The organism is Rhodococcus sp. LB1 (assembly GCF_001583455.1).
In the GTDB taxonomy this organism is placed as follows: Bacteria; Actinomycetota; Actinomycetes; order Mycobacteriales; family Mycobacteriaceae; genus Rhodococcus_F; species Rhodococcus_F opacus.
The window spans coordinates 66474-86973 of sequence record NZ_LTCZ01000035.1 but is presented as its reverse complement, the minus strand read 5'-3'; the positions used below and the strand labels follow the sequence as shown (position 1 = coordinate 86973).

Below are 20500 nucleotides of genomic sequence, written 5' to 3'. Positions count from 1 at the left end.
GTCGGTCTTGGCTTGACGTGGGACCCCTGTACGACGTGGGTTCGGGGTGCCTGTCGCGGTCGATGTGAAAAGAGATGGGTCGAGCTTCGAGCGCGACGGTCCTGCACTGGCGCTCTGGTGAATCGCGGTGCACGGAATGGCAGCGGACTCTGCACCACGAGACGCGGTGAAGATCGAACTCCGTCCACGCCGGCGATCGTGGGTCAGACCATCACGCCGATGTGATGTGCGCCTCGTCACAGGGAATAGGATGAGATCACAGATCACACAACCCTCGATGTGATTTCATGCGACCTGGACGCGCGTGGCCGCGGGGTGACGCGGCGGCTCCGGTATCGCATCTCCCGACCCCTCTACCTTGCGCGATGCTGATAACCCTGTAGCCTTGCACTGATATATCAACATCGAGGAGTCCGAAATGAGCCAGACCTGCACGCTCACGCTCAGTTGTCCGGAGCGTTCGGGAATCGTGCATGCCGTCGGCTCGTCCTCTCCCGACGGCAGCGGTCTCCCCGTGCTGTAGACGCTTCTCGGGAAAGTTGCGACGCTCACCGTCGCAGGGGACCGTGAGCCGCGGGCAGTCGCCATGGTGTCGCGGATGGGCCATCGTATGAACAACCCCATCGCTGGATGGCGTGTGTAGACCTCGGGGCCGACTTCCTCGCCGTCGTCTCCAACTACGAGAACGGGGCGCGACTCTTCGACGGTGTCGCGAGTGCGACGCCGATCTGGCGGTTCTCATCCGCTTTACGCGTGTCTTGTCCGATGACGCCTGACACCGGCTACGCGGACGTCCCAACAGCATTCATGTCTCGTTCCTGCCCGGATTCTGAGTTCCTCCGGTGCTCGAGAGCCGAAATCTGTGCGAGTGCAATCGGTCTGAACGTTCCGCATCCCGACAGTGGTGTGTCTCACGCATCGTCGACCTTGTCACATATGTGATCACAGATTACATTCGTATTACCGCAATGTAAGCGGCGGTGTCATCGACCGCCGGTGTGCAACCACGAACCTTGGGTTGCGGTGACAGTTCATTTCCCGGCGACTAGCGCGAGCGCCCGAAACTCGTTGCATTCCGGTCGAATCGGTACGAGTGACGGTGTCACCGAGAGTTCACGAGCAGGGAAGAGGAGGAGTGTTGTTGTGAGAGCGACCAAGTCGAGCCGAAGTGCCACCGCGGCGGGGCTGTTGGCGATTGTGTTGTGGAGTTCGATGGTCGGAATGATTCGTCTGGTCACCGATAGCCTGGGGGCGATCGGCGGCGCTGCGATGATCTACTCGTGCTGCGCGATTCTGTTGTCGCTGACCGTCGGATGGCCCAAGTTCAAAGACTTCAGCCGGACGTATCTCGTCACCGGTGCCGTGATGTTTGCCGCGTACGAGGTGTGCTTTGCCCTCGCAATCGGACTGGCGGACACTCCGAGGCAGGCAATCGAAGTCGGAATCGTGAACTATCTGTGGCCGAGCCTGACGGTGGTGTTCGCGATCGTGTTCGCCGGACAGAAGGCTTCGCGCCTGATCCTGCCCGGCATCGTACTGTCGGTCGTCGGCATTGCAGTCGTTCTCGGCGGTGACGCCGGACTGGACGTCGCAGGCACCGTCGACAACGTGCGCTCGAATCCTCTGAGCTATGGGCTCGCGTTCGCCGGCGCAGTGATCTGGTCGGGCTACTGCACCGTCACCAAGATGTTCGCCAACGGGAACAACGGCATCACTCCGTTCTTCGTGCTGACGGCCGTGTCGTTCTGGTGTGCATGTACCTCCTTTCGGATCACGAGCCGATGCATCTGAGCTTCACCGCAATCGCGGCGACGTTGGTGGCGGCGTGCGCGATCGGCTTCGGCTACGCCCTGTGGAATGTCGGAATTCTTCGCGGAAACATGACACTGCTCGCCGCTGCCTCCTACTTCACGCCCGTACTGTCCGCCGCGTTCTCATCGTTGATGTTGGCCACGGCACTCGGTCTCACGTTCTGGGTCGGAACTGCTGTGGTGTGCCTCGGGGCAATCCTGTGCTGGCTGGCGACGCGCGAACCGAAGGCAACCGTCGAAGGTCCAATAGTGAGCGGGGCACTCGACGAGCAGAGCATCGACGAGCAGAGTATCGACGAGCAGCCTCTCGACGAGAAGGGCATCGAGGAGCCCACCGTCGTTCGTTCACTTCTCGGTACGCGAGTGGAATGCGTGGTAACCATCGCCAGTGATCACCGTTCGGCGCCTCGTGTGCCGATCGACGTCGGGTCGGGAAGCTAGCGTAGCTGCGCGGGAGCCGTGCCGCGGCGGGACGGCCTACGACCCCATCCTCGTCTACGTGTAGCGCCCCCAGGCGCGTTCGACTCTCTGCGATCGTAAGTAGTGCCCCCACGCGCTTGGTTCGCCCATGGTGGTGTCGACATCGTCGACGCACCGAGGAGCAGGGCACGTGAGCAGTTCAACGATCGAGGCCGAGGCAGTGACCGACCGCGAACTGGAAGGTCGGTTCCATCCGATCTTCGACCGAATCGCCGAGGGCGCGCTGGGCCGGGAACGGGATCGCCGGTTGCCTTTCGACGAGGTGGGTCTGCTTCGCGACGCGCGGTTCGGTGCCCTGCGCGTCCCCGTCGAGTTCGGTGGGTACGGCGCGTCCGTCCGACAGCTGTTCGGTCTGCTTGTCGATCTGGCCGCCGCGGAATCCAATCTGCCCCAGGCGCTTCGGGTGCACTGGAGCTTCGTCGAGGACCAGCGCCTCGCCGACCCGACCGTCAGCCGCGAGCGTTGGCTGCGCGCGGCAGCTGAGGGAACACTTGTCGGCAACGCGATCACCGAACCTGGGGTAGGAGCCGCCGACCGGTACCAGACGACGCTGCGCCGCCGCGACGACGGCACCTGGGTCCTGGACGGCGTGAAGTACTACAGCACGGGCAGTCTCTACGCCGATCACATCCTCGTCGCGGCCGATCGCGACGGCGAGCGGGTGTCGGTTCTGGTGGACGCCGACGCTCCGGGCGTGACCCAGACCGACGACTGGGACGGTTTCGGACAGCGGCTCACCGCAAGCGGTACGACCACGTTCTCAGGTGTCGTGGTGCCCGAGGATCGGATCCTCGGGCCCGGATACGGCGCGCCCGGCCGCACCTACGCGACGTCCTACCTGCAACTCGTGCAATTGGCCGTCCTCGCCGGGATCGCCCGCCGCGCGGAGACGGACACGGCGGAATGGGTTCGTGCCCGCACCCGCACGTTCACCCACGCGGCTGCCGACCTGCCCCGGCACGACCCGCTCGTGCAGCAGGTGATCGGCAAGCTGTCCGCCGCCGCGTACGGTGCCCGCGCGACCGTGCTCGCCGTCGCCGACGACCTCGACCGCCTGCTCGACGCCGGCGGTGAGGACCCTGAGCTCCTGGACCGCGCCGAGGCCGCCGCAGCCCGCGCACAGTCCGTGGTGATCGGCCTCGTCCTCGACGCGACCGCGCAGTTGTTCGAGGTGGGTGGCGCGTCGATCACCTCCTCGGAACTCGGTCTCGACCGGCACTGGCGCAACGCACGCACCATTTCGGCCCACAACCCTCTGATCTACAAGCAGCAGTCGGTGGGGGCGTACGTCCTGAACGGTGATCCGCTGCCGTACGCCTGGAGCGCCGGGCAGCGACAGAGCGTGCGCGACACGGACGCGCCGGCATGACCCGGCAGATCCGCTTCAACGCGTTCGACATGAACTGCGTCGCCCACCAGTCGCCGGGCCTGTGGCGGCACCCGGACGACCAGTCGCACCGCTACACCGACCTCGGCTACTGGACCGACCTCGCCCGACTCCTCGAACGCGGGCTGTTCGACGGCCTGTTCATCGCCGACGTGCTCGGCACCTACGACGTCTACGGCGGAACCGACGAGGCTGCGCTACGGCAGGGCGCCCAGATCCCGGTCGCGGACCCGTTGCTGCTCGTCTCGGCGATGGCAGCGGTCACCGAACACCTCGGTTTCGGCATCACCACGGGTACGGGATTCGAGCACCCGTATCCGTTCGCGCGGCGACTGTCCACCCTCGACCACCTCACCCGGGGGCGAACCGGGTGGAACGTTGTGACGGGCTACCTGCCGTCCGCGGCCCGGAACTTCGGTGACGCCGACCAACTCGACCACGACACCCGGTACGACCACGCCGACGAGTACCTCGAGGTGCTCTACAAGCTGTGGGAAGGCTCGTGGGAAGACGACGCCGTCGTCCGCGACACCGACCGCGGCGTGTACGTCGACCCGGAGAAGGTGCACCACATCGGCCACCGCGGAACACATTTCACGGTCCCGGGCATCCACCTGTCGGAACCGTCACCACAGCGGTCGCCGGTGATCTACCAGGCGGGGGCGTCGCCGCGCGGTGTCCGGTTCGCCGCCGAGAACGCCGAGGCGATCTTCGTGGGGCCACCGTCGAAGCGGGTGCTGAAGGACACCGTCGCACGGATCCGGCAGGCCCTCGTGGACGCCGGCCGCGACCCCTATTCGGCGCGTATCTACGCGCTGTCCACCGTCATCACCGGCAGCACCGACGAGGCCGCGGCCGCGAAGCAGGAGGAGTATCGGCGATACGCGGACCTCGAAGGCGCGCTGGTCTTCACGTCCGGCTGGATGGGGATCGATCTGTCGCGGTACGACCTCGACGACCCGATCGGAAACGTCGAGAGCAATGCCATCCAGTCGGCGGTCGCCGCCTTCCAGGAGGCCGCCGACGACGGCCGTGAGTGGACCGTGCGCGACATCGCGGAGTGGGCGAGCATCGGCGGTCTCGGGCCGCGGTTCGTCGGCTCCGGTGAGACCGTCGCGAACCAGTTGCAGGAGTGGGTGGCCGACACCGACGTCGACGGGTTCAACCTGGCGTATGCGATCACGCCGGGATCGTTCGAGGATGTCGTCACCCACGTCGTGCCGGCGCTGCAGGCGCGTGGTGCCTACCCGACGGGCTACACCGACGGAACCCTGCGCCACAAGCTGTTCGGGAAGGGTGACCGGCTTCCCAGCGACCACCGGGGCGCGCGGTACCGCCTCGGCGGCGACCTCTCGACGCGGACCGACCGCTACCGCGCGTACACGAACACCTGAACGACCACCACAACCACCGGGAGGACCCATGAGTACACCCCGCACCGCCGCCGTCGTCGGAGCCGGACTGGCCGGCACCACCGCCGCGCTCGGCCTCGTCGACGCCGGTTTCGCCGTCACCCTCTACAGTGACCGCGACCGCGACGCCTTGCGCAACGACGTCCCGGCCACCGGCACTGCCGTCTACTTCGGCAAGTCCCGCGAGGCCGACGCCCGCATCATCGAGGACCTCTACGCCGACGGTCCGCACTCGACCGGGATGAGCACCCGTCTGCACACGGGGGAGGGCGACACCCGCGCCGACGTCCTCGAATTCGACCCCGACTTCCGGTACGTCGCGCAGGGCGTCGACGTGCGACTGCGGGCCGACGACCGGCTCGGCCGGTTCCTCGATCGCGGCGGCCGCTTCGAGGTCCAAGCGGTGAACCCCGGCGACCTCGACGCGATCGCCGCCGACCACGACCTGACGCTCGTGGCGACCGGAAAGGGCGGGCTGTCCACGCTGTTCCCGGTGGACGCCGAACGGACCGTGTACAGCGAACCGCAGCGCCGACTGCTGCTGGTGACGTTGCAGGGCCTGGGGCACGGCCCGGACACCTTCGGCTACCGGTCCGCGGCGGGCGGCGCGCACAATCTCTTCAACCTGCACACCGATTTCGGTGAGGCCTGGCTCGGCCCGTACCTGCACAAGGACGCCGGCGCCACATGGAGTTTCCTCGGCTTCGCGAAACCGGGCAGCCCGTGGGAGGAGCGGTTCGCGGCGGTCACCGACGTGCACTCCGCGCGGCAGACGGTCGTCGACTTCTACCGCGACTACTTCCCGCACGACGCCCCCGAGATCGAGCGGTTGCAGGTGATCGAGTCCGACCCGCACTCGTGGCTGAGTGGGGCGGTCACCCCGACGGTGCGGCGCGCGGTCGGGACGACCAGGAGCGGCCACGTGGTCGCGGCGATCGGTGACACCGCGATCGCGTTCGATCCCCTCGCCGGACAGGGCGCCCAGAACACCGCCGTGCAGGTGGCCGCGCTCGTCGAGGCGGCACGCGGGCACGACGGCGAGTTCACCGCCGACTGGTTGTCCGAGCAGTTCGAGAAGCACTGGAACACACGGGGCCACGCGGCCGCCGAGGTCACCCGGCTGTTCCTCGGCGACCCGAAGTACGCGGTTCACGCCGAATTGCTGTTCCCGGCGGCGACCGTGAGCGAACCGGTTGCCGCGGCCCTGTTCGGGTTCCTCTCCGAACCCGACACGCTGATCGGTCTCGACACCCGGGAGGACGTTCTCGCGTTCATCGCCGCCGCGGCCGGAGAACCTGCCGACGACGTGCTGGCACGGTTCACGCCGAGCGCCGGGTTCACCGCGTCTCCCGCGGCGGCCCGAGCCTAGGCAACTCCTCGCTGTTCCCACACGATGACCCGGCGCCGGTGGTGGTGGTCGTATCGACATCGACTCCTCACCCGGCGCCTGTGGGGCCCGTTCCGGGGCGATCCTGCTGTTCGCGACGGCGTCGGGCGCGAAAGTTCGCCACGTTGACGCGGTTTCCGCATACCTGGGGCATGCAGAACCGGCGCCGGCCCGCCCGGCTGGTGTCGACGAAAATTCCGTTGCACGAGGGGGATTCGCACGACCGGAACCGGTTCGGTCCCAGCGAAGCCACGGTTCCGAGCAGGCCCGTTCCGATGACGACGGCCAGGTCGTCGGCGAGGGTCGACTCGGGTGCGGTCTCGAGGTGCCACGTCCATGCGCCGTCGTGGCGCCCGAGGAAGGGGACGGTGCGCGCGACGCGCAGGAGTTGGTTGGCCCCGTCGACGATCGCCTCTTCGTTCGGCGCGGCCACGATGTCGCGTACGCGTGTCCGCAACGCACGAACCTCGTCGAGATCGGCGCCGGTCGCCGGCCGGTCGCCGGGGACGATGCCGTGCTCGGTGAGGAAAGCGTGCAGCGACTCGCCGTCGGTGAGGGCGTCACCGGTCGCGACGAGCACCTCCGGGGCGGTGAGGACGAGCGCAGTCGCCACCGATGCCCCGAAGGTGTAATCGGTGAAAGTCAGTTGTATCACTTACATCCTCCGTCTAGCGTAATGGTTGCCAAGCCAGTTTAACCATTACGTCTCGGGAGAATGATCATGACTCGACAGCAGATCTCCAACACGGCCGACACCGACCGGTGGCGCCTGCCCGACCGGCTGACGGTGGACGGGGCCACCGTCGCGGCCGGAGTCTCCGGCGACGGCCCGCCCGTCGTTCTCGTGCACGGCACGCCCTCGTCGTCGTATCTGTGGCGCGCGGTGATTCCCCGCCTCGCCGAGCGGAACACGGTGTACGTCTGGGACCTTCCGGGCTACGGTGACTCGCCGCCGGTTCCCGGCGAGCCGGTGGCGATCCGCACGCACGCGCGCGTGCTCGCCCGGCTGGTCGAGCATTGGGGGCTCGACCAGCCTGTGCTGGTCGGCCACGACATCGGTGCGGCGACGGTGCTCCGGGCACACCTCGTCGAGGGAGTCCCGGTCCGTCGCATCGCCCTCCTCGACGCGGCGGTGCTCTCACCGTGGGTGACGCCGGTGGCGCAGCACATGCAACGCCACCTCGACGTGTACCGCACGATGCCGACGCACATCTTCCAGCGGATCACCGAGGCGCACCTCGACACCGCGACCCGTCGTCGGCTGCCGTCGTCCGTCGCGGAGGCGTACCTCGGTCCCTTCGCAGGTCCCAGCGGGCAGCAGCGTTACCTCGACCAGGTCCAATACTTCGACGAACGCGACACCCTCGAGGTCGTCGACAAACTCGGCAGCGTGAAGGTGCCGGTGCAGATCCTGTGGGGTGCGGACGACGAATGGCTGGACCGTTCGTTCGCCGACGATCTCGCGGGCCGCATCCCCGGGGCGCGAGCGACGCTCGTCCCCGGAGCCGGGCACTTCCTCACCGAGGACGAACCCGACCTCGTGGCGCAGGCTCTCGCCGACTTCCTCGCGCAGTGAGTGCCGGTGTCACGGTCGGTCGGGAGTGTGCAGTAGGTCGGCGATCGTGATTTCCGCCGTCGGCGTCAGGACGTTTCGGTGGTAGTCGGTGATCGAATCGACGAGTGCCGACACTGCGGGCGCGGCGAAGTGTTCGGGATCCCAGCCCGCATAGAGGGTGACGGCAAGGAAGCCCTCGGGGATCCGGATCGGCACTCGAACCAGGTCGAAGAGCGGTTGGTCGGTCAGTACGGCAACCCCCTGGCCCGATGCGGCGAGTGCTCTGGCCACAGATGTCACCGACACAATTCGGGGGTCGACGTAGGCGAGCCCTTGGCCTGCGGTGGCGGTATCGAATGCGAGTCGGGCGGCGTTGGTGCGGTGCATCAGGATGAGCGATTCTCGAGCGAGGTCGGCTAAGGGGACTTGGGTCCGTCCGGCCAGGGGATGTTCCGGTGATGCCAGCGCGCACACCGGGGCGCGGCCGATGACTCGGGTCTCCATCGACCCGGGTGGAGGGAACGTCGAGATGCCGATGTCGGCATCTCCGCGCTGGACCACGTCGTACACGGTGCGGGTATCCCGTTCGATGATGTCGTTCAGTCCTGACCTCAGGTATCGACCAGCGAGATACGGTGCGAGGACGTCGGCGATGGTGGTCGCCGGCGCCGCGATCGTCAGCGGGATGTCGCCGCCTCGGGCGAGGTGCCTGAGTACTGAGCTCGCTTGGTCGGCCCGCGCCACGAGGTCGCGCGCGAGCGGCAGGAAACGTTCGCCTGCGACACTCAGCCGTAAGGCGCCCGGTCCGCGGCGAAACAACTCGACACCCAGCTTCTGCTGCAAATTGTGAAGTTGCCGCGAGAGCGAGGGTTGCGCCACTCTCACCGCGCGGGCGGCCGCCGTAACCGACCCGTGGTCGACGACCGCGAGGAAGTATCGAAGTACACGAATCTCCACCATGCCTCCTAGGCATTGGCCTGCTGCGAAATGGATATTGGACGGTTATAGCAGCACTCTTCACACTTATCTCCACGCACGTGACTGTGAGCCGGCTCATGGCTCCGTTTCTTTCGAGGAGAAGGCATGAACGCTATATCCGGCCCGGATTCCGAGGCCGTCCCGAACCTTCGCGGGGCTCGGAGAGCAGGCTTCGGCGCCCTGATCGGCACCACGGTGGAGTGGTACGACTTCTTCATCTTCGGTACCGCGGCCGCACTCGCCTTCGGGCCTGTGTTCTTCCCGTCGGCATCGCCGACCGTGGGACTGCTCGCCTCGTTCGCGACGTTCTGGTCAGGTTTCCTGGCCCGTCCTCTCGGGGGTGTGGTCTTCGGCCATCTCGGCGATCGGATCGGCCGGAAGAAAACGCTGATCACCACCCTCGTCCTGATGGGTCTGTCCAGTACCGCCATCGGACTTTTGCCCGGATATGCGTCGATCGGCATCGCCGCCCCAGTTCTGCTCATCCTGCTCCGGATGGTTCAAGGACTCGCGTTGGGCGGCGAGTGGGGTGGTGCGGTGTTGATCGCCGCCGAGCACGCGCCGCCCGGCCGACGGATGCTGTTCGGCGCTTTCGCGCAACAGGGATCGCCCGTCGGCAACATCTTGGCGACCCTGGCCTTTCTGGGCGTCAGCACACTCCCGGCCGACGATTTCGCCTCCTGGGGCTGGCGGATCCCATTCCTCTTCTCGGCGGTACTGCTTCTGGTCGGGTTGATCATTCGAATCGGTGTGGAGGAATCACCGGAATTCCTTGCAGCGAAGGAGCATGGGGAAATTTCCGAGGCGCCGGCACTCGAAACCGTCCGAACCGCTCCCGTCCCGCTCCTTCTCGGAATCGGAGCCGCGGCGATCGGTGTCGGTGGGGCATATTTCATGGGCACATTCATGGTTGCGTGGACGACCACGGACCTGGGTGTCAGCCGATCGACGATCTTGTCGGCTTTGCTGCTGGCAACGGTCGTGCAGTTCTTCGTCCAACCCATCGGCGCACTCCTGGCGGATCGCTTCGGGGGGACGCGAGTCATGGTGACGGCGCTGGTCGCCACGGTGATCTTGACTCCGCTTGTTTATGCGCTGGTCAGCACAGGGGAGATTGGTCTGATCTACGTCGGCCTCGCCCTCGGTGCTCTGACGAGTCCGGCGTACTTTGCCGTGTTGGCCGGCTTTCTCGCGCAAGCGTTCGACGCCCGGATCCGCTATACCGGTATCTCTTTGGCTTACCAGTTGTCGGCAACGTTGATCGGCGGAATGGTGCCGTTCATCGCTCAGTGGCTCCTCGCCGGCAGCGGCATCGCCATGGTGGCGTCGTACCACGTGGCACTCACCTTGCTCACCTTGGCGTGTGTGGTCCTGCTCGCCCGGCGAACGCGAACTCGGCCCGCCCCTCACTCGGAGCGCACAGATGTCGGCCTCAACGTCGCGACCGACCGTCACGTCGTTGCCGAAGTCGACTGAACACCACCATCACCACCACGATCCAAGGAGCACATCATGAATACACCCGCACGACCGCGCATCGTTCGCGGACGTCGAATCCTCACCTCCGCTGCGGAATCCGCCAACGCGATCGCGATGATCGGTGACCGTATCGTTGCGCTCGGCGACTCCGACGATCTGCACCGACAGTTCCCCACCGCATGGGTCGACGACAGGGGAGACGCCGTGATCTCACCCGGATTTCACGACGCACACCTGCACCTCGCTATGGCCGCCGAGAACGAACTGAAGCTCGACGTGTCACCCGCGCACGCATCCACGCTCACGCAGCTACTCGACAAAGTCGGTGCCGCGGCCAAGGACGACCCTGCACAGGGCTGGGTCCGCGCGGTGGGCTACGACGACGCAAAGATGCCCGAAGGTCGCGTTCTGACCCGCTGGGACCTGGACACCGTCACCGGGAACGTTCCCACGATCGTCCTCCATGTCGCCTGTCATTGGGGAGTGGTCAACTCCGCAGCGCTCGCCGCGGGAGGTATCACCGACAATTCGGAGCCGCCCAGCGGAGGTGACTTCGGACGGGACGGAACTGGTCGGCTCAACGGCATTCTCTATGAGCGCGCTCTCACCGATTTCGCCTACGCCCAGGGCGATGTGGACGGGAGGACGGTCGTACCGGAGTTGGGGCTCGACGAGCGGATAGCAGCGCTAGGGACTGTGATTCGCCGTTGGCACGCAGCAGGGTTGACATCGGTCTGTGACGCATTTGCCGGGCCCGCGGATGTCCGCCTGTTCGAGGCAGCTCGCGAGCAGGGCCTGCTGACGATGCGTGTCGGATTCCTTCTCGCCGCCGAGCACTACGACTCAGTACACCGGCTCGGCCTCCGCTCGGGTTTCGGCGACGACTACCTGCGCTTCGTCGGCGTGAAGGCGCTCGTCGACGGCGCTGTCGGGGGACGAACCCTCCTGCTGGAAGAGCCGGACCACGACACCGGGCATCACGGCATCCAGGTGCTCACCCGTGAGGAACTCGCGGAGGTGGTCCAGAAGGTGCACGGTGACGGCAACCGAGTCTGCGTCCACGCCAACGGCGACCGCGCCATCCGGCTCGTCCTCGACGAATTCGAAACCGCGCAGAAGAAAATGCCGCGACCCGGACTGCGGCACCGCATCGAACACTGCAGTGTGGTGGACGAGGACATCTTGCGACGCATGAACGAGCTTTCCGCGATCGCGGTCCCCTTCGGCAACTACGTCCATCAACATGGAAGCCATCTGATCGACTGGTACGGCGAGGACCGGGTAGAGCGGATGTTTGCCCACCGGGCGTTCCTCGATGCCGGAGTGGCCGTGGCGGGGTCCTCCGACTTCCCCTGTGGAGCAGTCGAACCCCTCCTGGCGATGCAGAGCATGGTCACTCGAACCGGGTGGGACGGTGCCCTCGTCGGGTCGTCGCAACGAGTCTCGCCGACCGAAGCCCTCGCGATCTACACGGCAGGATCAGCCGTTGCCACCGGCGAGGAAGACCGCAAGGGCACACTCGCCGCAGGCCGGCTCGCCGACTTCGTGGTCCTCGACGAGGATCCGCTGGATGTACCGCACGACCAGATCTCGAAAATCGGTGTCCGATCAACGTTTGTCGGCGGCGTCGAGGTGTACGCGCGAGACTGAGACGACGGGCCGGCGGGGCGAGTGCACCATTGCGCTCACTCGCCCCACCGGTCCGCAGGCTCTCCTTGTCTCTGGTAACGATTGCGCCAGCATCAAATCCACCGAACTTCCGACATTCCCTGTCGGAACCAGCAGTCGGGGGGAACTACCACGTGAACATGGTCGGGATCGGTCACAGCAAACACGTCCCGTCGGCACGGTCGATCGACCGTGCCCCTGCGTGCGTCAACGATCATTCTGAATCCGGCCCAGGCACAGGTTCCCGCAGTAGACTGACAACCCCCGACGGGAGGACTCGATTTGCTGGTCTTCGGCGAGCCATACGAGGCGAGTAACGGCACCGTGATTGTCACCGTTTCGCGTAAAGGTTGGGGCTCTCGGCCTGAGCGTCCGGTCGGCATCTACTCCGTCAGCGCAGAAAATACCGCGTGGATCCCGGCCGTCGACACCAGCCGGCACGCGTTGATCGGGGTATGCACAGGGTTCGCGGCTGCGGTGATCAGCACCATCGCGGTGCTACGGCGACCGCCATGGCCGGAGATGACTGAGCGCGTAATGACCGCGATCGCGGAAGCGCGGATCGCGGAAAGCCGGCAGCGGTAGGGCTCCAAACCTGCCTGCCTCAGTGTTGGATCAATCTCCTTCGTGATGCCTCTCGCTGTACGGCAACGGCCGTCGGCTGATCGGTGGCGTGTGACCCACCTACTCGCGGTAGGTACGGCCGTCACTCGAGGGGTGCCCCGGGTGAGGTGTTCCGAGGCGGCCCTTCCGTCGGGGCGCTCGTGGTAGTGACGGCGCACGCCGGCGAGCGCAAGCCATTCGCTGTCTTGTCCTGAGCGGTCATTCGGCATTCGCTGGAAGTTGGCGGGAATTTCCAGAGCCGTGGGACTAGCGAACGTACGTACGCCTAACGTAGTGTTGAAGGCCACAGCAACACCTTGTACGGCTAAGGAGAACGATGTTTACTCTCGTCGACGCTATTCGTCGCAACGAGCGGTTGGTGCCTCAACGCGAAGCGATCTTCGACGGTACGCGCCGGCTCACCCATGGAGAACTCGCGGACCGGGCGTGGCGGATTGCCGCCGGCCTTCGGGCGCAGGGTGTCAAACCCGGTGACACCGTCGGCGTGCTGGCGGGCAACACCGCCTTCGGCATCGAAACCTTCCTGGGAATCGTCGCCGCCGGCGCCGCCTTTGTCCCATACAACTGGCGATGGGCAACCGAGGAGCTGGCCCACGGCATCAACGAGACCGGCGCCCGTGTCGTACTCGTCGGCGATGGCTTCGACGCCGCCATCGCGGAGGTCCTGGCCGGTGATGACCTCGAAGCGCCGGTCGCCGTGGTGCACGAGGGGGACGAATTCGATCACCTGCTGCGATCGGAACCGATCAAGGATGTGCCGGTTCAAGCATCGGATGCTGCCTGCATCCTGTTCACCGGCGGCACCACCGGCTTCTCCAAGGGGGTCGTGCTCTCGCACTCGGCGATCCTGACCAACGCAGTCAACGAAATCGCCGACTGCCGGATCGGTGGCCGCCCGAACGATCGCGGCCTGGTCGTCACCCCGCTCTTCCACTCCGCCGCACTGCTGTGCTGGTTCCTGCCCCATTACGTCACGGGGAACAGCTCGGTCCTCGTCCACAAATTCGTGGAAGAGGAGATCGCGGACCTCGTCGCCCGCGAGTCGATCACCAACATGTTCCTCGTGCCCAACATGATCCGGCGCATGCTCAAGTCGGGCACGTTCGACACCGATGGGTTCCGCAACAATTTCAAGGCTCTCCACACCGGTGCCGGGTTGTTGCGCATGCCGGACAAGCTGGCAGTGTCGTCCCTGATCCCGGACGTGGACCTCTTCTTCCGCTACGGCCTCACTGAAGCCGGGCCGATGGTCACCCGTTTGCTCCCGCAGGACATGCTCCGGCCGGAGATCGACGGCTCGATCGGCACCGAATACCTCCTCACCGAGGTCGAGTTGCGTGATCTCTACGACGGTGCCCCGACCGCGGTGGGGGAGATCGGAGAGATCTGCGTCCGCGGCCCCAATCTGATGACCGGATACTTCGGTCGACCGGAGGCCACCAAGGAGGTACTCGACAACGGGTGGCTGCGTACCGGTGACCTGGCGGTTCGCGACGAAAATGGCTACCTGTACTTCCGCGACCGGGCCAAGGACATGATCAAGACCGGTGGCGAGAACGTGTACAGCTCGGAGATCGAGCAGTTGCTCCACACGCACCCGGCTGTCATGGAAGCCGCCGTCCTCGGCGTGCCGAGTGAGGAGTGGGACGAGGAAGTGCGAGCGGTAATCGCCGTTCGGCCGGGTCAGACCGTCACGGAGACGGAGATCGCCACGTTCCTGCGCAAGCACTTGGCTGGATACAAGGTCCCGAAGATGATCGCGCTCGTGGGCCCGAACGCCCTGCCGATGAATCCCAGCGGCAAGATTGTCAAAACGAACATCCGGGCGACGATGGGCTGGTGACAACCGTGCCGACAATCAGCGAGAATAGCGATCGACTAACGTACGATTGTTCCTGAGACCGCTTGCCGGCCCCTTCGGGGACCGTCCAATTTACCTCGGAGGGGGCACAGTGACGCGAGCAACTCGGGTGACACGCGGCGGCGAGCGCACCAACGTCGCTATACGGGAGGCCGCGGCCAGCCTGTTCTACGAGCACGGCTACGAGGCCACGTCGCTGCGCACCGTTGCGAGCGAGGTCGGCATCCAGGTCGGCAGCCTCTACAACCACATCAGCGGCAAAGAAGAATTGCTGACCGACATCATGGTGTCGGTCATGGACGAACTCCTCGAAGCCGTGAACAAAGCGCTCGTCAGCGTCGATGGGAGTGCGCTGGACCGGTTCAAGGCGGCGGTCGACTGCCACATCCGCTATCACGCGGAGCATGCGCGGGAGACGTTCATCGGCAATACCGAGCTCCGGGCCCTGAGCGACGGAGACTTGGAGTTGGTCCTCGCCAAGCGTGCCGAGTACGAGCGCCTGCTGCAGAAACTCATCAAGGATGTGGCCAAGGAAACCGGCGCGGACATCCTCGATGCCAAATTGCAGACGTACTCGATACTGGCTCAGGGTGCGCACGTGTCGTCCTGGTACAAGCCTGGCGGCCCGAAGTCGCTCGACAAGGTCGTCAACACCTACATCAAGATGGCGCTGCGCCAGCTCGGCGTCGAGAACGCCGGCTGACCCGACCGTATCTCCGTTCAGCCCGCGCCCGGGGCACCGGCCCGGGGTGCGGGCTGACAAGTTTGGTGACACACACCCAACGAATGCCCCGGAGCGGTGCGTGGTTGCGGTCGTCCCCGATCGATGGCTACGGCCGCGTACGCACGTGGGATCGCTGCGCTGTTCGTCCCGTTGTCTCGGTAATGCTCTCGCGGAGAATGCTTCCCGGACTCTGTTGATCATTTTGTGGTGCTCGTCTGCCGCCATGGCGCATGCACGGGCCCTCGTCTTCACCCGGCACGCATGGTTGACATTTGCTGTCGCTCACATCACACTCTAATTAAACAAACGCACGTACGTTTGTTGGTTGCTCCGCCGACATCGGCAGGGTCGTACATCGAGAGATTGGAAACTCAATGAGCCGCTTGGAGGGCAAGGTCGCCCTGATTACCGGGGCCGCACGCGGCCAGGGCCGTTCACACGCACTGGGGCTGGCCAAAGAGGGCGCTGACATCATCGCCATCGACATCGCCGACCAGATCGGCAGTGTGCCGTACCCGATGGCGTCGCTCGACGACCTGAAGGAAACGGCGCGACTGGTCGAGGAGCTGGGCCGCCGCGTCGTCATCGCGCAGGCCGACGTGCGCAACCTGAAGCAGATGGAGGCTGCGGTCGCCGACGGCCTCGCTGAGTTCGGCCGTATCGACATCGTCTGCGCCAACGCAGGCATCATCTCGGCCAACAAGGTCCTGGACCTGACCGAAGAGCAGTGGAACGACATGATCGACACCAACCTGACCGGTGTCTTCCACACCGTCAAGGCCGCGGTGCCGAACATGGTCGAGCGGGGCGAAGGTGGCTCGGTCATCTTTACCGGATCGACGTCGAGCTTGAACGGTTACCCGAACGTCGGCCACTACGTCACCGCCAAGCACGGCATCGTCGGACTGATGCACACCCTCGCGAACGAGCTGGGCCCCAAGGGGATCCGTGTCAATGCGGTCCATCCGACGAACGTCAACACCAAGCTCTTGCAGAACGAGACCTTCTACGGACTCTTCCGTCCGGACCTCGCGCACCCGACGCTCGAGGACTCCCGCGACGCGTTCGCCACGATGCACTCGCTCCCGAACATCCCGTGGGTCGAACCCATCGACATCACCAACGCCGTGCTCTTCCTGGCCTCGGACGAATCGCGGTACATCACCGGAATCAACCTGCCCATCGACGCCGGCGCAAGTCAGAAGGTCGGCGGCTAGAAGCCGTCGGATTCCGTGGCCGGTCCAAGTCTGGCCGCGGGACCATCCCCACTGCCCCTTCACCCGAGACGTTTCCGTCGCGGGTGAAGGGGCAGTGGGTTTTGCGCTGCGTGTCTTCGCGCCTCTGCTCAGTGAGGGTGCCTCATACGGGCCCGATGGCCGGTGCAGGTGATTCGTCGGACTGTGTCGGGATCACGCACGTCCTCGACGTACACGACGGGTGACTGCGCGTCCTCCCTGCTGGCCGACCTCTGTTCGAGGGACGTTCCTGCGGACTCGCCGGATTCGATGACTCTCGGTGCGTCGTAGTGGGTGGCCGTGACTGTTCTACCTCATGACGTGCTCGGGTCCGGCGCGGTTCGAGGGTCCGGTGGCGCGACGTACTCCCCGGGCCGGGACGCGAGGCGGGTACGTCTGGTCTGGCGGGCGCGCTCGGTTTCGGACATGCCACCCCAGATGCCATAAGACTCGGTGGCGGTGAGGGCGTAAGCGCGGCAGTCGGCGAGCACGGGACAGTCTTGGCAGATCTGTTTGGCGGCGCGCTCACGCCGGGCACGGACGCTGCCGCGTTCACCGTCGGGGGAGAAGAACCTCTCGGTGTCGGTGCCGCGACAGGAGGCGCGGTGCTGCCAGTCCCGGTCGATGTGGTGGTCCGAATGATCAGGCACTGCGGGATAGGTCGCTTTCGGAGTCGAAGGTTGACTTGATCCGACGGGAGGCACCGGATCCCGGGCCCTCGTCGTGAGGGCCCGGGATCCGGGTGCTGAAAGCGAATGGCGAGGATGCGCGGCGTCAGAGCGCCATCCCACCATCCACCGGAAGAACGACGCCGGTCGTCCAGTCGTCCTCGAGTGCGAACCGTGCGATCCACCGGGCGGTGTCGACGGGATCGCCGACCCGGCGGAGTGGAATCGCCTCAGCCCGCTCGCGGAGTAGCGTCGACTCTTGCTCCGCGCTCATCCCGGCGGTCCGGTAGATCGCGGTCGGCGTCGGTCCGGGAGCGACGGAGTTGACCCGGACACCCTTGGGGCCCAATTCCAGGGCCCAGCACCGGGTCAGGTGCGCGACCGCCGCTTTCGACGCCGCGTAGTGCGCGTTACTGGCGGTCGGTTTGAGGGCAACCGAGCTGGCCACGTTCACGATGGACCCCCTGCTGCTCTCGAGCGCCGGGAGCAACGCCTGCGTGACCACCGTCGTCCCGAGCACGTTCACCTCGAACAGCGCACGCACCGACGCGGCACTGACATCGGCTAGCGGACCGACCAGAAACGCGCCTGCGCAGTTGATCACGAAATCAATGTGGCCCCAATGCTTCAACGCCGCCGACGCTGCGGATGCGACGACCGCCGCATCGGTGACATCGACGGTACGGGCAGCGACATCCTCACGCCCGGCAAGATCTGCCAGGGCCCCGTCGCTCCGATCCCACGCGTCGACGCGGGCGCCGTGGTCGACCAGCACTTCGAGGCAGGCCCGACCGATCCCGGTGCCCGCACCGGTGACGACACCGGTGAGACCTTCCCGCCGCGGTGCGAGCACCGGCGCGCTCATACCGGGGTGACGCCGTTTCGGCGGGCGGGTGCGGTGCGGTCCCGCTTGCGATAGAGCGCCAGACGCTGGGTGAGTTCGTTGCGCAGCTCGTTCGCGGGCACGACCGCTTCGACGGCGTTCTCGTTCGCGATCTTGAACACGTCGATGCCGGCGGCGTACTCGGCCTGCTTCTCGGCGATGAACGCGGCCCGCTCCTCCGGATCCTCGATGGCCTGGATGCGGTTGTAGTGGATGCCGTTCACGGCGGCGTCCGGCCCCATCAGGGCAGGCTTGGCCGTCGGCAGCGCGATCAATGCGTCCGGCTGCATCGGGGCACCGGACATCGCGAGGTAACCGCCGCCGTACGCCTTACGCAGCAGCACGGTGATGCGGGGGACGCGGGCCTCGGAGACGGCGAAGATCATCTTCGCGCCGTGCCGGATGATGCCCTGACGTTCGACTTCGGAGCCGATCATGTAGCCGGCGATGTCGACCAGGAACAGGATCGGGATGTTGTAGGCGTTGCAGATCCAGATGAATCGGGCGGCCTTGTCGGAAGAGTCGGGGAAGATCACCCCGCCCTTGACGGTGGGCTGGTTGGCGACGATGCCGACGCTTTGGCCGTTCAGGCGCGCGAATCCGGTGACCAGCTCCGGGGCGAACAAATCCTTGTACGGGAAGAAGCTGGCGTCATCGACAAGGGAGTCGATCAGCTCGTGGATGTCGAAGATCTCGGATTCGACCTCGGGGACGATCTCCTTGATGGTCCGGGCACCGGAAGGGTCGGCCGGAGCGGTGATCGGGGGCTCCTGCTGCCAGTTCGACGGCAGGAACGACAGCCATACCCGCACGGCGGCAATGGCTTCCGCGTCGTCCTCGACGAGGACGTCGGACAGGCCCGAGACGGTCGAGTGCATCTCCGCCCCACCCATCTCTTCGAGGGTGACGTCCTCGCCGGTCACCATCTGAGCCAGGCGGGGGGAGCCGAGGTAGGCGGTGGCGTGACCGCGGACCATGATCGTCAGATCGCACAGCGCGGGCACGTAGGCCGAGCCGGCGGGGGAAGGCCCGAAGAGGGCGCAGACCTGGGGGACGCGGCCGGAGATCTGGACCTGGTTGTAGAAGATATTGCCCCAGGCACGGCGGCCGACGAAGCTTTCGAACTGTTCGTCGATGCGGGCGCCCGCGGAGTCGAACAGGTACACGATCGGGGTGCCGGTGGAGTCGGCGAGTTCCTGGGCGCGGACGATCTTCTCGAAGGTGCGCTTGCCCCAGGTGCCGGCCTTGACGGTGTAGTCGTTGGCGATGACGACGACATCGCGGCCGTCGACCTTGCCGACCGCGGTGACGACGGCGTCGCCGGGCAGACCCTCGTCGTAGCGGGCGAGCAGGCCGTCCTCGAAGGACCAGCTGTTGTCGAACAGGAGTTCCAACCGGTCGCGCACGAGCATCTTGCCTGCATCGATCTGCTTCTGGCGTTGCTTCTCCGAGCCACCGAGCCGAGCCTTGGCCAGCCGCGTCTCGAGCTCTTCATGCGGGCCTACCGGGGCCGCTGTGGTCTTCTCGTCGAGAATGTCAGTCATGATCTTTCCAAACTGTTTCGGAGGTAGTGGATTACGAATCGTCGGTGGGGGCGCTACTTGTAGCTGAACAGCAGGGAGGCGCCGCCGTCGATCACGGTGGTGGTGCCGTTGACCCCGCGGGATGCGCGGCCGGCGATAAACCCGATCACCGCGGCGACGTCGTCGGGGTCGAGGATGCGTCCGGTCGGTGTCTTGGCCGCCATCCGCTCTGCCGCGGGGCGGTCGAGCATGGGGGTGACCATCGCGCCGGGGGCGACGGCGTTCACGGTGACCGCGGTGCCCCAGAAGTCGAACATCAGGGAGCTGGTCAGGTTGATCAGTGCGGCCTTGGAGGCGGCGTAGGCGGAGTACTCGTAGCCGCGGGTGCCGGCGAATGAGGCGCAGTTGATCACTCGTCCGTACTCGGCGGCCTTCAGATCGTCCGCGAAGGCCTGGGTGAGCAGGAACGGGGCGGTGACGTTGACGTCCATGACCTGCCGCCAGGAGTCGGCGGTGGTGTCGGCGAGATGGGTGCGGCGCAGGATGCCGGCGATGTTGACCAGATGGGATACCTGGCCGAGGTCGGCGTGCACCGCGTCGACCAACGAGCCGGCCGCCGATTCGGAGGTGATGTCCACGCCGTACGCGGCGCTGGCGACCCCGTTGTTGCCCAGCTCGGTGGCGGTGCGCTTGGCCGCGACTTCGTCGATGTCGACGCACGCCACCGCCAGGCCGAGTTCGCCGAGCACCGTGGCGGTGACGGCTCCGAGTCCGCCGCCGGCGCCGGTGACGACCGCGACCGGCGGCCCTGCGGGTGTGGTCATC

General features: G+C 66.0%; 18 protein-coding genes. 12 read left to right on the top strand and 6 right to left on the bottom strand.

Annotated features, from left to right (window positions below):
* Nucleotides 1–1143 precede the first annotated feature (1143 nt).
* The 5 genes from yddG to AZG88_RS07070 all read left to right on the top strand — a co-directional run bounded on the left by yddG (nt 1144) and on the right by AZG88_RS07070 (nt 6459).
* A complete protein-coding gene (gene yddG, locus AZG88_RS07085; RefSeq protein ID WP_269455030.1) occupies nt 1144–1791 on the top strand; it encodes an aromatic amino acid DMT transporter YddG in 648 nt (215 codons plus the stop codon).
* Nucleotides 1782–2252: a hypothetical protein gene (locus tag AZG88_RS54945; RefSeq protein WP_269455029.1), complete on the top strand. Its 471-nt coding sequence runs from the start codon at nt 1782–1784 to the stop codon at nt 2250–2252. The genes yddG and AZG88_RS54945 overlap by 10 nt, the downstream gene beginning before the upstream one ends.
* A 169-nt stretch (nt 2253–2421) precedes the next feature.
* Nucleotides 2422–3660 carry an acyl-CoA dehydrogenase family protein gene (locus AZG88_RS07080; RefSeq protein WP_082833250.1) on the top strand — a complete coding sequence of 413 codons (1239 nt, stop codon included), beginning with the start codon at nt 2422–2424 and terminating at the stop codon, nt 3658–3660.
* A complete protein-coding gene (locus AZG88_RS07075; RefSeq protein ID WP_061697313.1) occupies nt 3657–5072 on the top strand; it encodes an LLM class flavin-dependent oxidoreductase in 1416 nt (471 codons plus the stop codon). Before AZG88_RS07080 ends, AZG88_RS07075 begins: the two co-directional genes overlap by 4 nt.
* A 28-nt stretch (nt 5073–5100) precedes the next feature.
* Complete coding sequence (locus AZG88_RS07070; protein ID WP_061697312.1) at nt 5101–6459, top strand: styrene monooxygenase/indole monooxygenase family protein; 1359 nt, start codon at nt 5101–5103, stop codon at nt 6457–6459.
* Nucleotides 6460–6526: 67 nt separating this feature from the next.
* Here AZG88_RS07070 and AZG88_RS07065 read toward each other — a convergent pair whose 3' ends face one another.
* A complete protein-coding gene (locus AZG88_RS07065) occupies nt 6527–7129 on the bottom strand; it encodes a CGNR zinc finger domain-containing protein (protein ID WP_025433378.1) in 603 nt (200 codons plus the stop codon).
* 69 nt (nt 7130–7198) lie between these two features.
* On the opposite strand from AZG88_RS07065, the gene AZG88_RS07060 reads away from it, so the two are divergent.
* Entirely contained in the window at nt 7199–8053 is an 855-nt protein-coding gene (locus tag AZG88_RS07060; protein ID WP_061697349.1) for an alpha/beta fold hydrolase, read from the top strand.
* A 9-nt stretch (nt 8054–8062) separates the two neighbouring features.
* On the opposite strand, the gene AZG88_RS07055 is transcribed toward AZG88_RS07060, so the two are convergent.
* Nucleotides 8063–8992 carry a LysR family transcriptional regulator gene (locus tag AZG88_RS07055; protein WP_226955571.1) on the bottom strand — a complete coding sequence of 310 codons (930 nt, stop codon included), beginning with the start codon at nt 8990–8992 and terminating at the stop codon, nt 8063–8065.
* Nucleotides 8993–9115: 123 nt separating this feature from the next.
* Here AZG88_RS07055 and AZG88_RS07050 point away from each other — a divergent pair, with 123 nt between their 5' ends.
* The 6 genes from AZG88_RS07050 (at nt 9116) to AZG88_RS07025 (ending at nt 16583) form a co-directional block, all read left to right on the top strand.
* Entirely contained in the window at nt 9116–10486 is a 1371-nt protein-coding gene (locus tag AZG88_RS07050) for an MFS transporter (RefSeq protein ID WP_061697311.1), read from the top strand.
* Nucleotides 10487–10522: 36 nt separating this feature from the next.
* A complete protein-coding gene (locus AZG88_RS07045; RefSeq protein WP_061697310.1) occupies nt 10523–12139 on the top strand; it encodes an amidohydrolase in 1617 nt (538 codons plus the stop codon).
* Nucleotides 12140–12439: 300 nt separating this feature from the next.
* Nucleotides 12440–12742 (top strand): hypothetical protein, encoded by a 303-nt coding sequence (locus AZG88_RS07040; protein ID WP_005250623.1) that lies wholly within the window; start codon nt 12440–12442, stop codon nt 12740–12742.
* Nucleotides 12743–13097: 355 nt separating this feature from the next.
* Nucleotides 13098–14624, top strand: coding sequence for a class I adenylate-forming enzyme family protein (locus AZG88_RS07035; protein WP_005250624.1), 1527 nt, complete (start codon nt 13098–13100; stop codon nt 14622–14624).
* Between the two features lie 109 nt (nt 14625–14733).
* Entirely contained in the window at nt 14734–15345 is a 612-nt protein-coding gene (locus AZG88_RS07030; RefSeq protein ID WP_005250626.1) for a TetR/AcrR family transcriptional regulator, read from the top strand.
* A gap of 395 nt (nt 15346–15740) precedes the next feature.
* The gene (locus tag AZG88_RS07025) at nt 15741–16583 is read left to right on the top strand and encodes a mycofactocin-coupled SDR family oxidoreductase (RefSeq protein ID WP_005250628.1); all 843 of its coding nucleotides are present in this window, start codon (nt 15741–15743) and stop codon (nt 16581–16583) included.
* Nucleotides 16584–16915: 332 nt separating this feature from the next.
* On the opposite strand, the gene AZG88_RS07020 is transcribed toward AZG88_RS07025, so the two are convergent.
* The 4 genes from AZG88_RS07020 to AZG88_RS07005 all read right to left on the bottom strand — a co-directional run bounded on the left by AZG88_RS07020 (nt 16916) and on the right by AZG88_RS07005 (nt 20499).
* Nucleotides 16916–17251: a WhiB family transcriptional regulator gene (locus tag AZG88_RS07020; protein ID WP_061697309.1), complete on the bottom strand. Its 336-nt coding sequence runs from the start codon at nt 17249–17251 to the stop codon at nt 16916–16918.
* 124 nt (nt 17252–17375) lie between these two features.
* Entirely contained in the window at nt 17376–18134 is a 759-nt protein-coding gene (locus tag AZG88_RS07015) for an SDR family NAD(P)-dependent oxidoreductase (protein ID WP_061697308.1), read from the bottom strand.
* Nucleotides 18131–19696 carry an acyl-CoA carboxylase subunit beta gene (locus tag AZG88_RS07010; RefSeq protein WP_005563089.1) on the bottom strand — a complete coding sequence of 522 codons (1566 nt, stop codon included), beginning with the start codon at nt 19694–19696 and terminating at the stop codon, nt 18131–18133. The genes AZG88_RS07015 and AZG88_RS07010 overlap by 4 nt, the downstream gene beginning before the upstream one ends.
* A 53-nt stretch (nt 19697–19749) precedes the next feature.
* Nucleotides 19750–20499, bottom strand: a complete 750-nt coding sequence (locus AZG88_RS07005) for an SDR family NAD(P)-dependent oxidoreductase (RefSeq protein WP_061045932.1) — start codon at nt 20497–20499, stop codon at nt 19750–19752.
* Nucleotide 20500 lies beyond the last annotated feature (1 nt).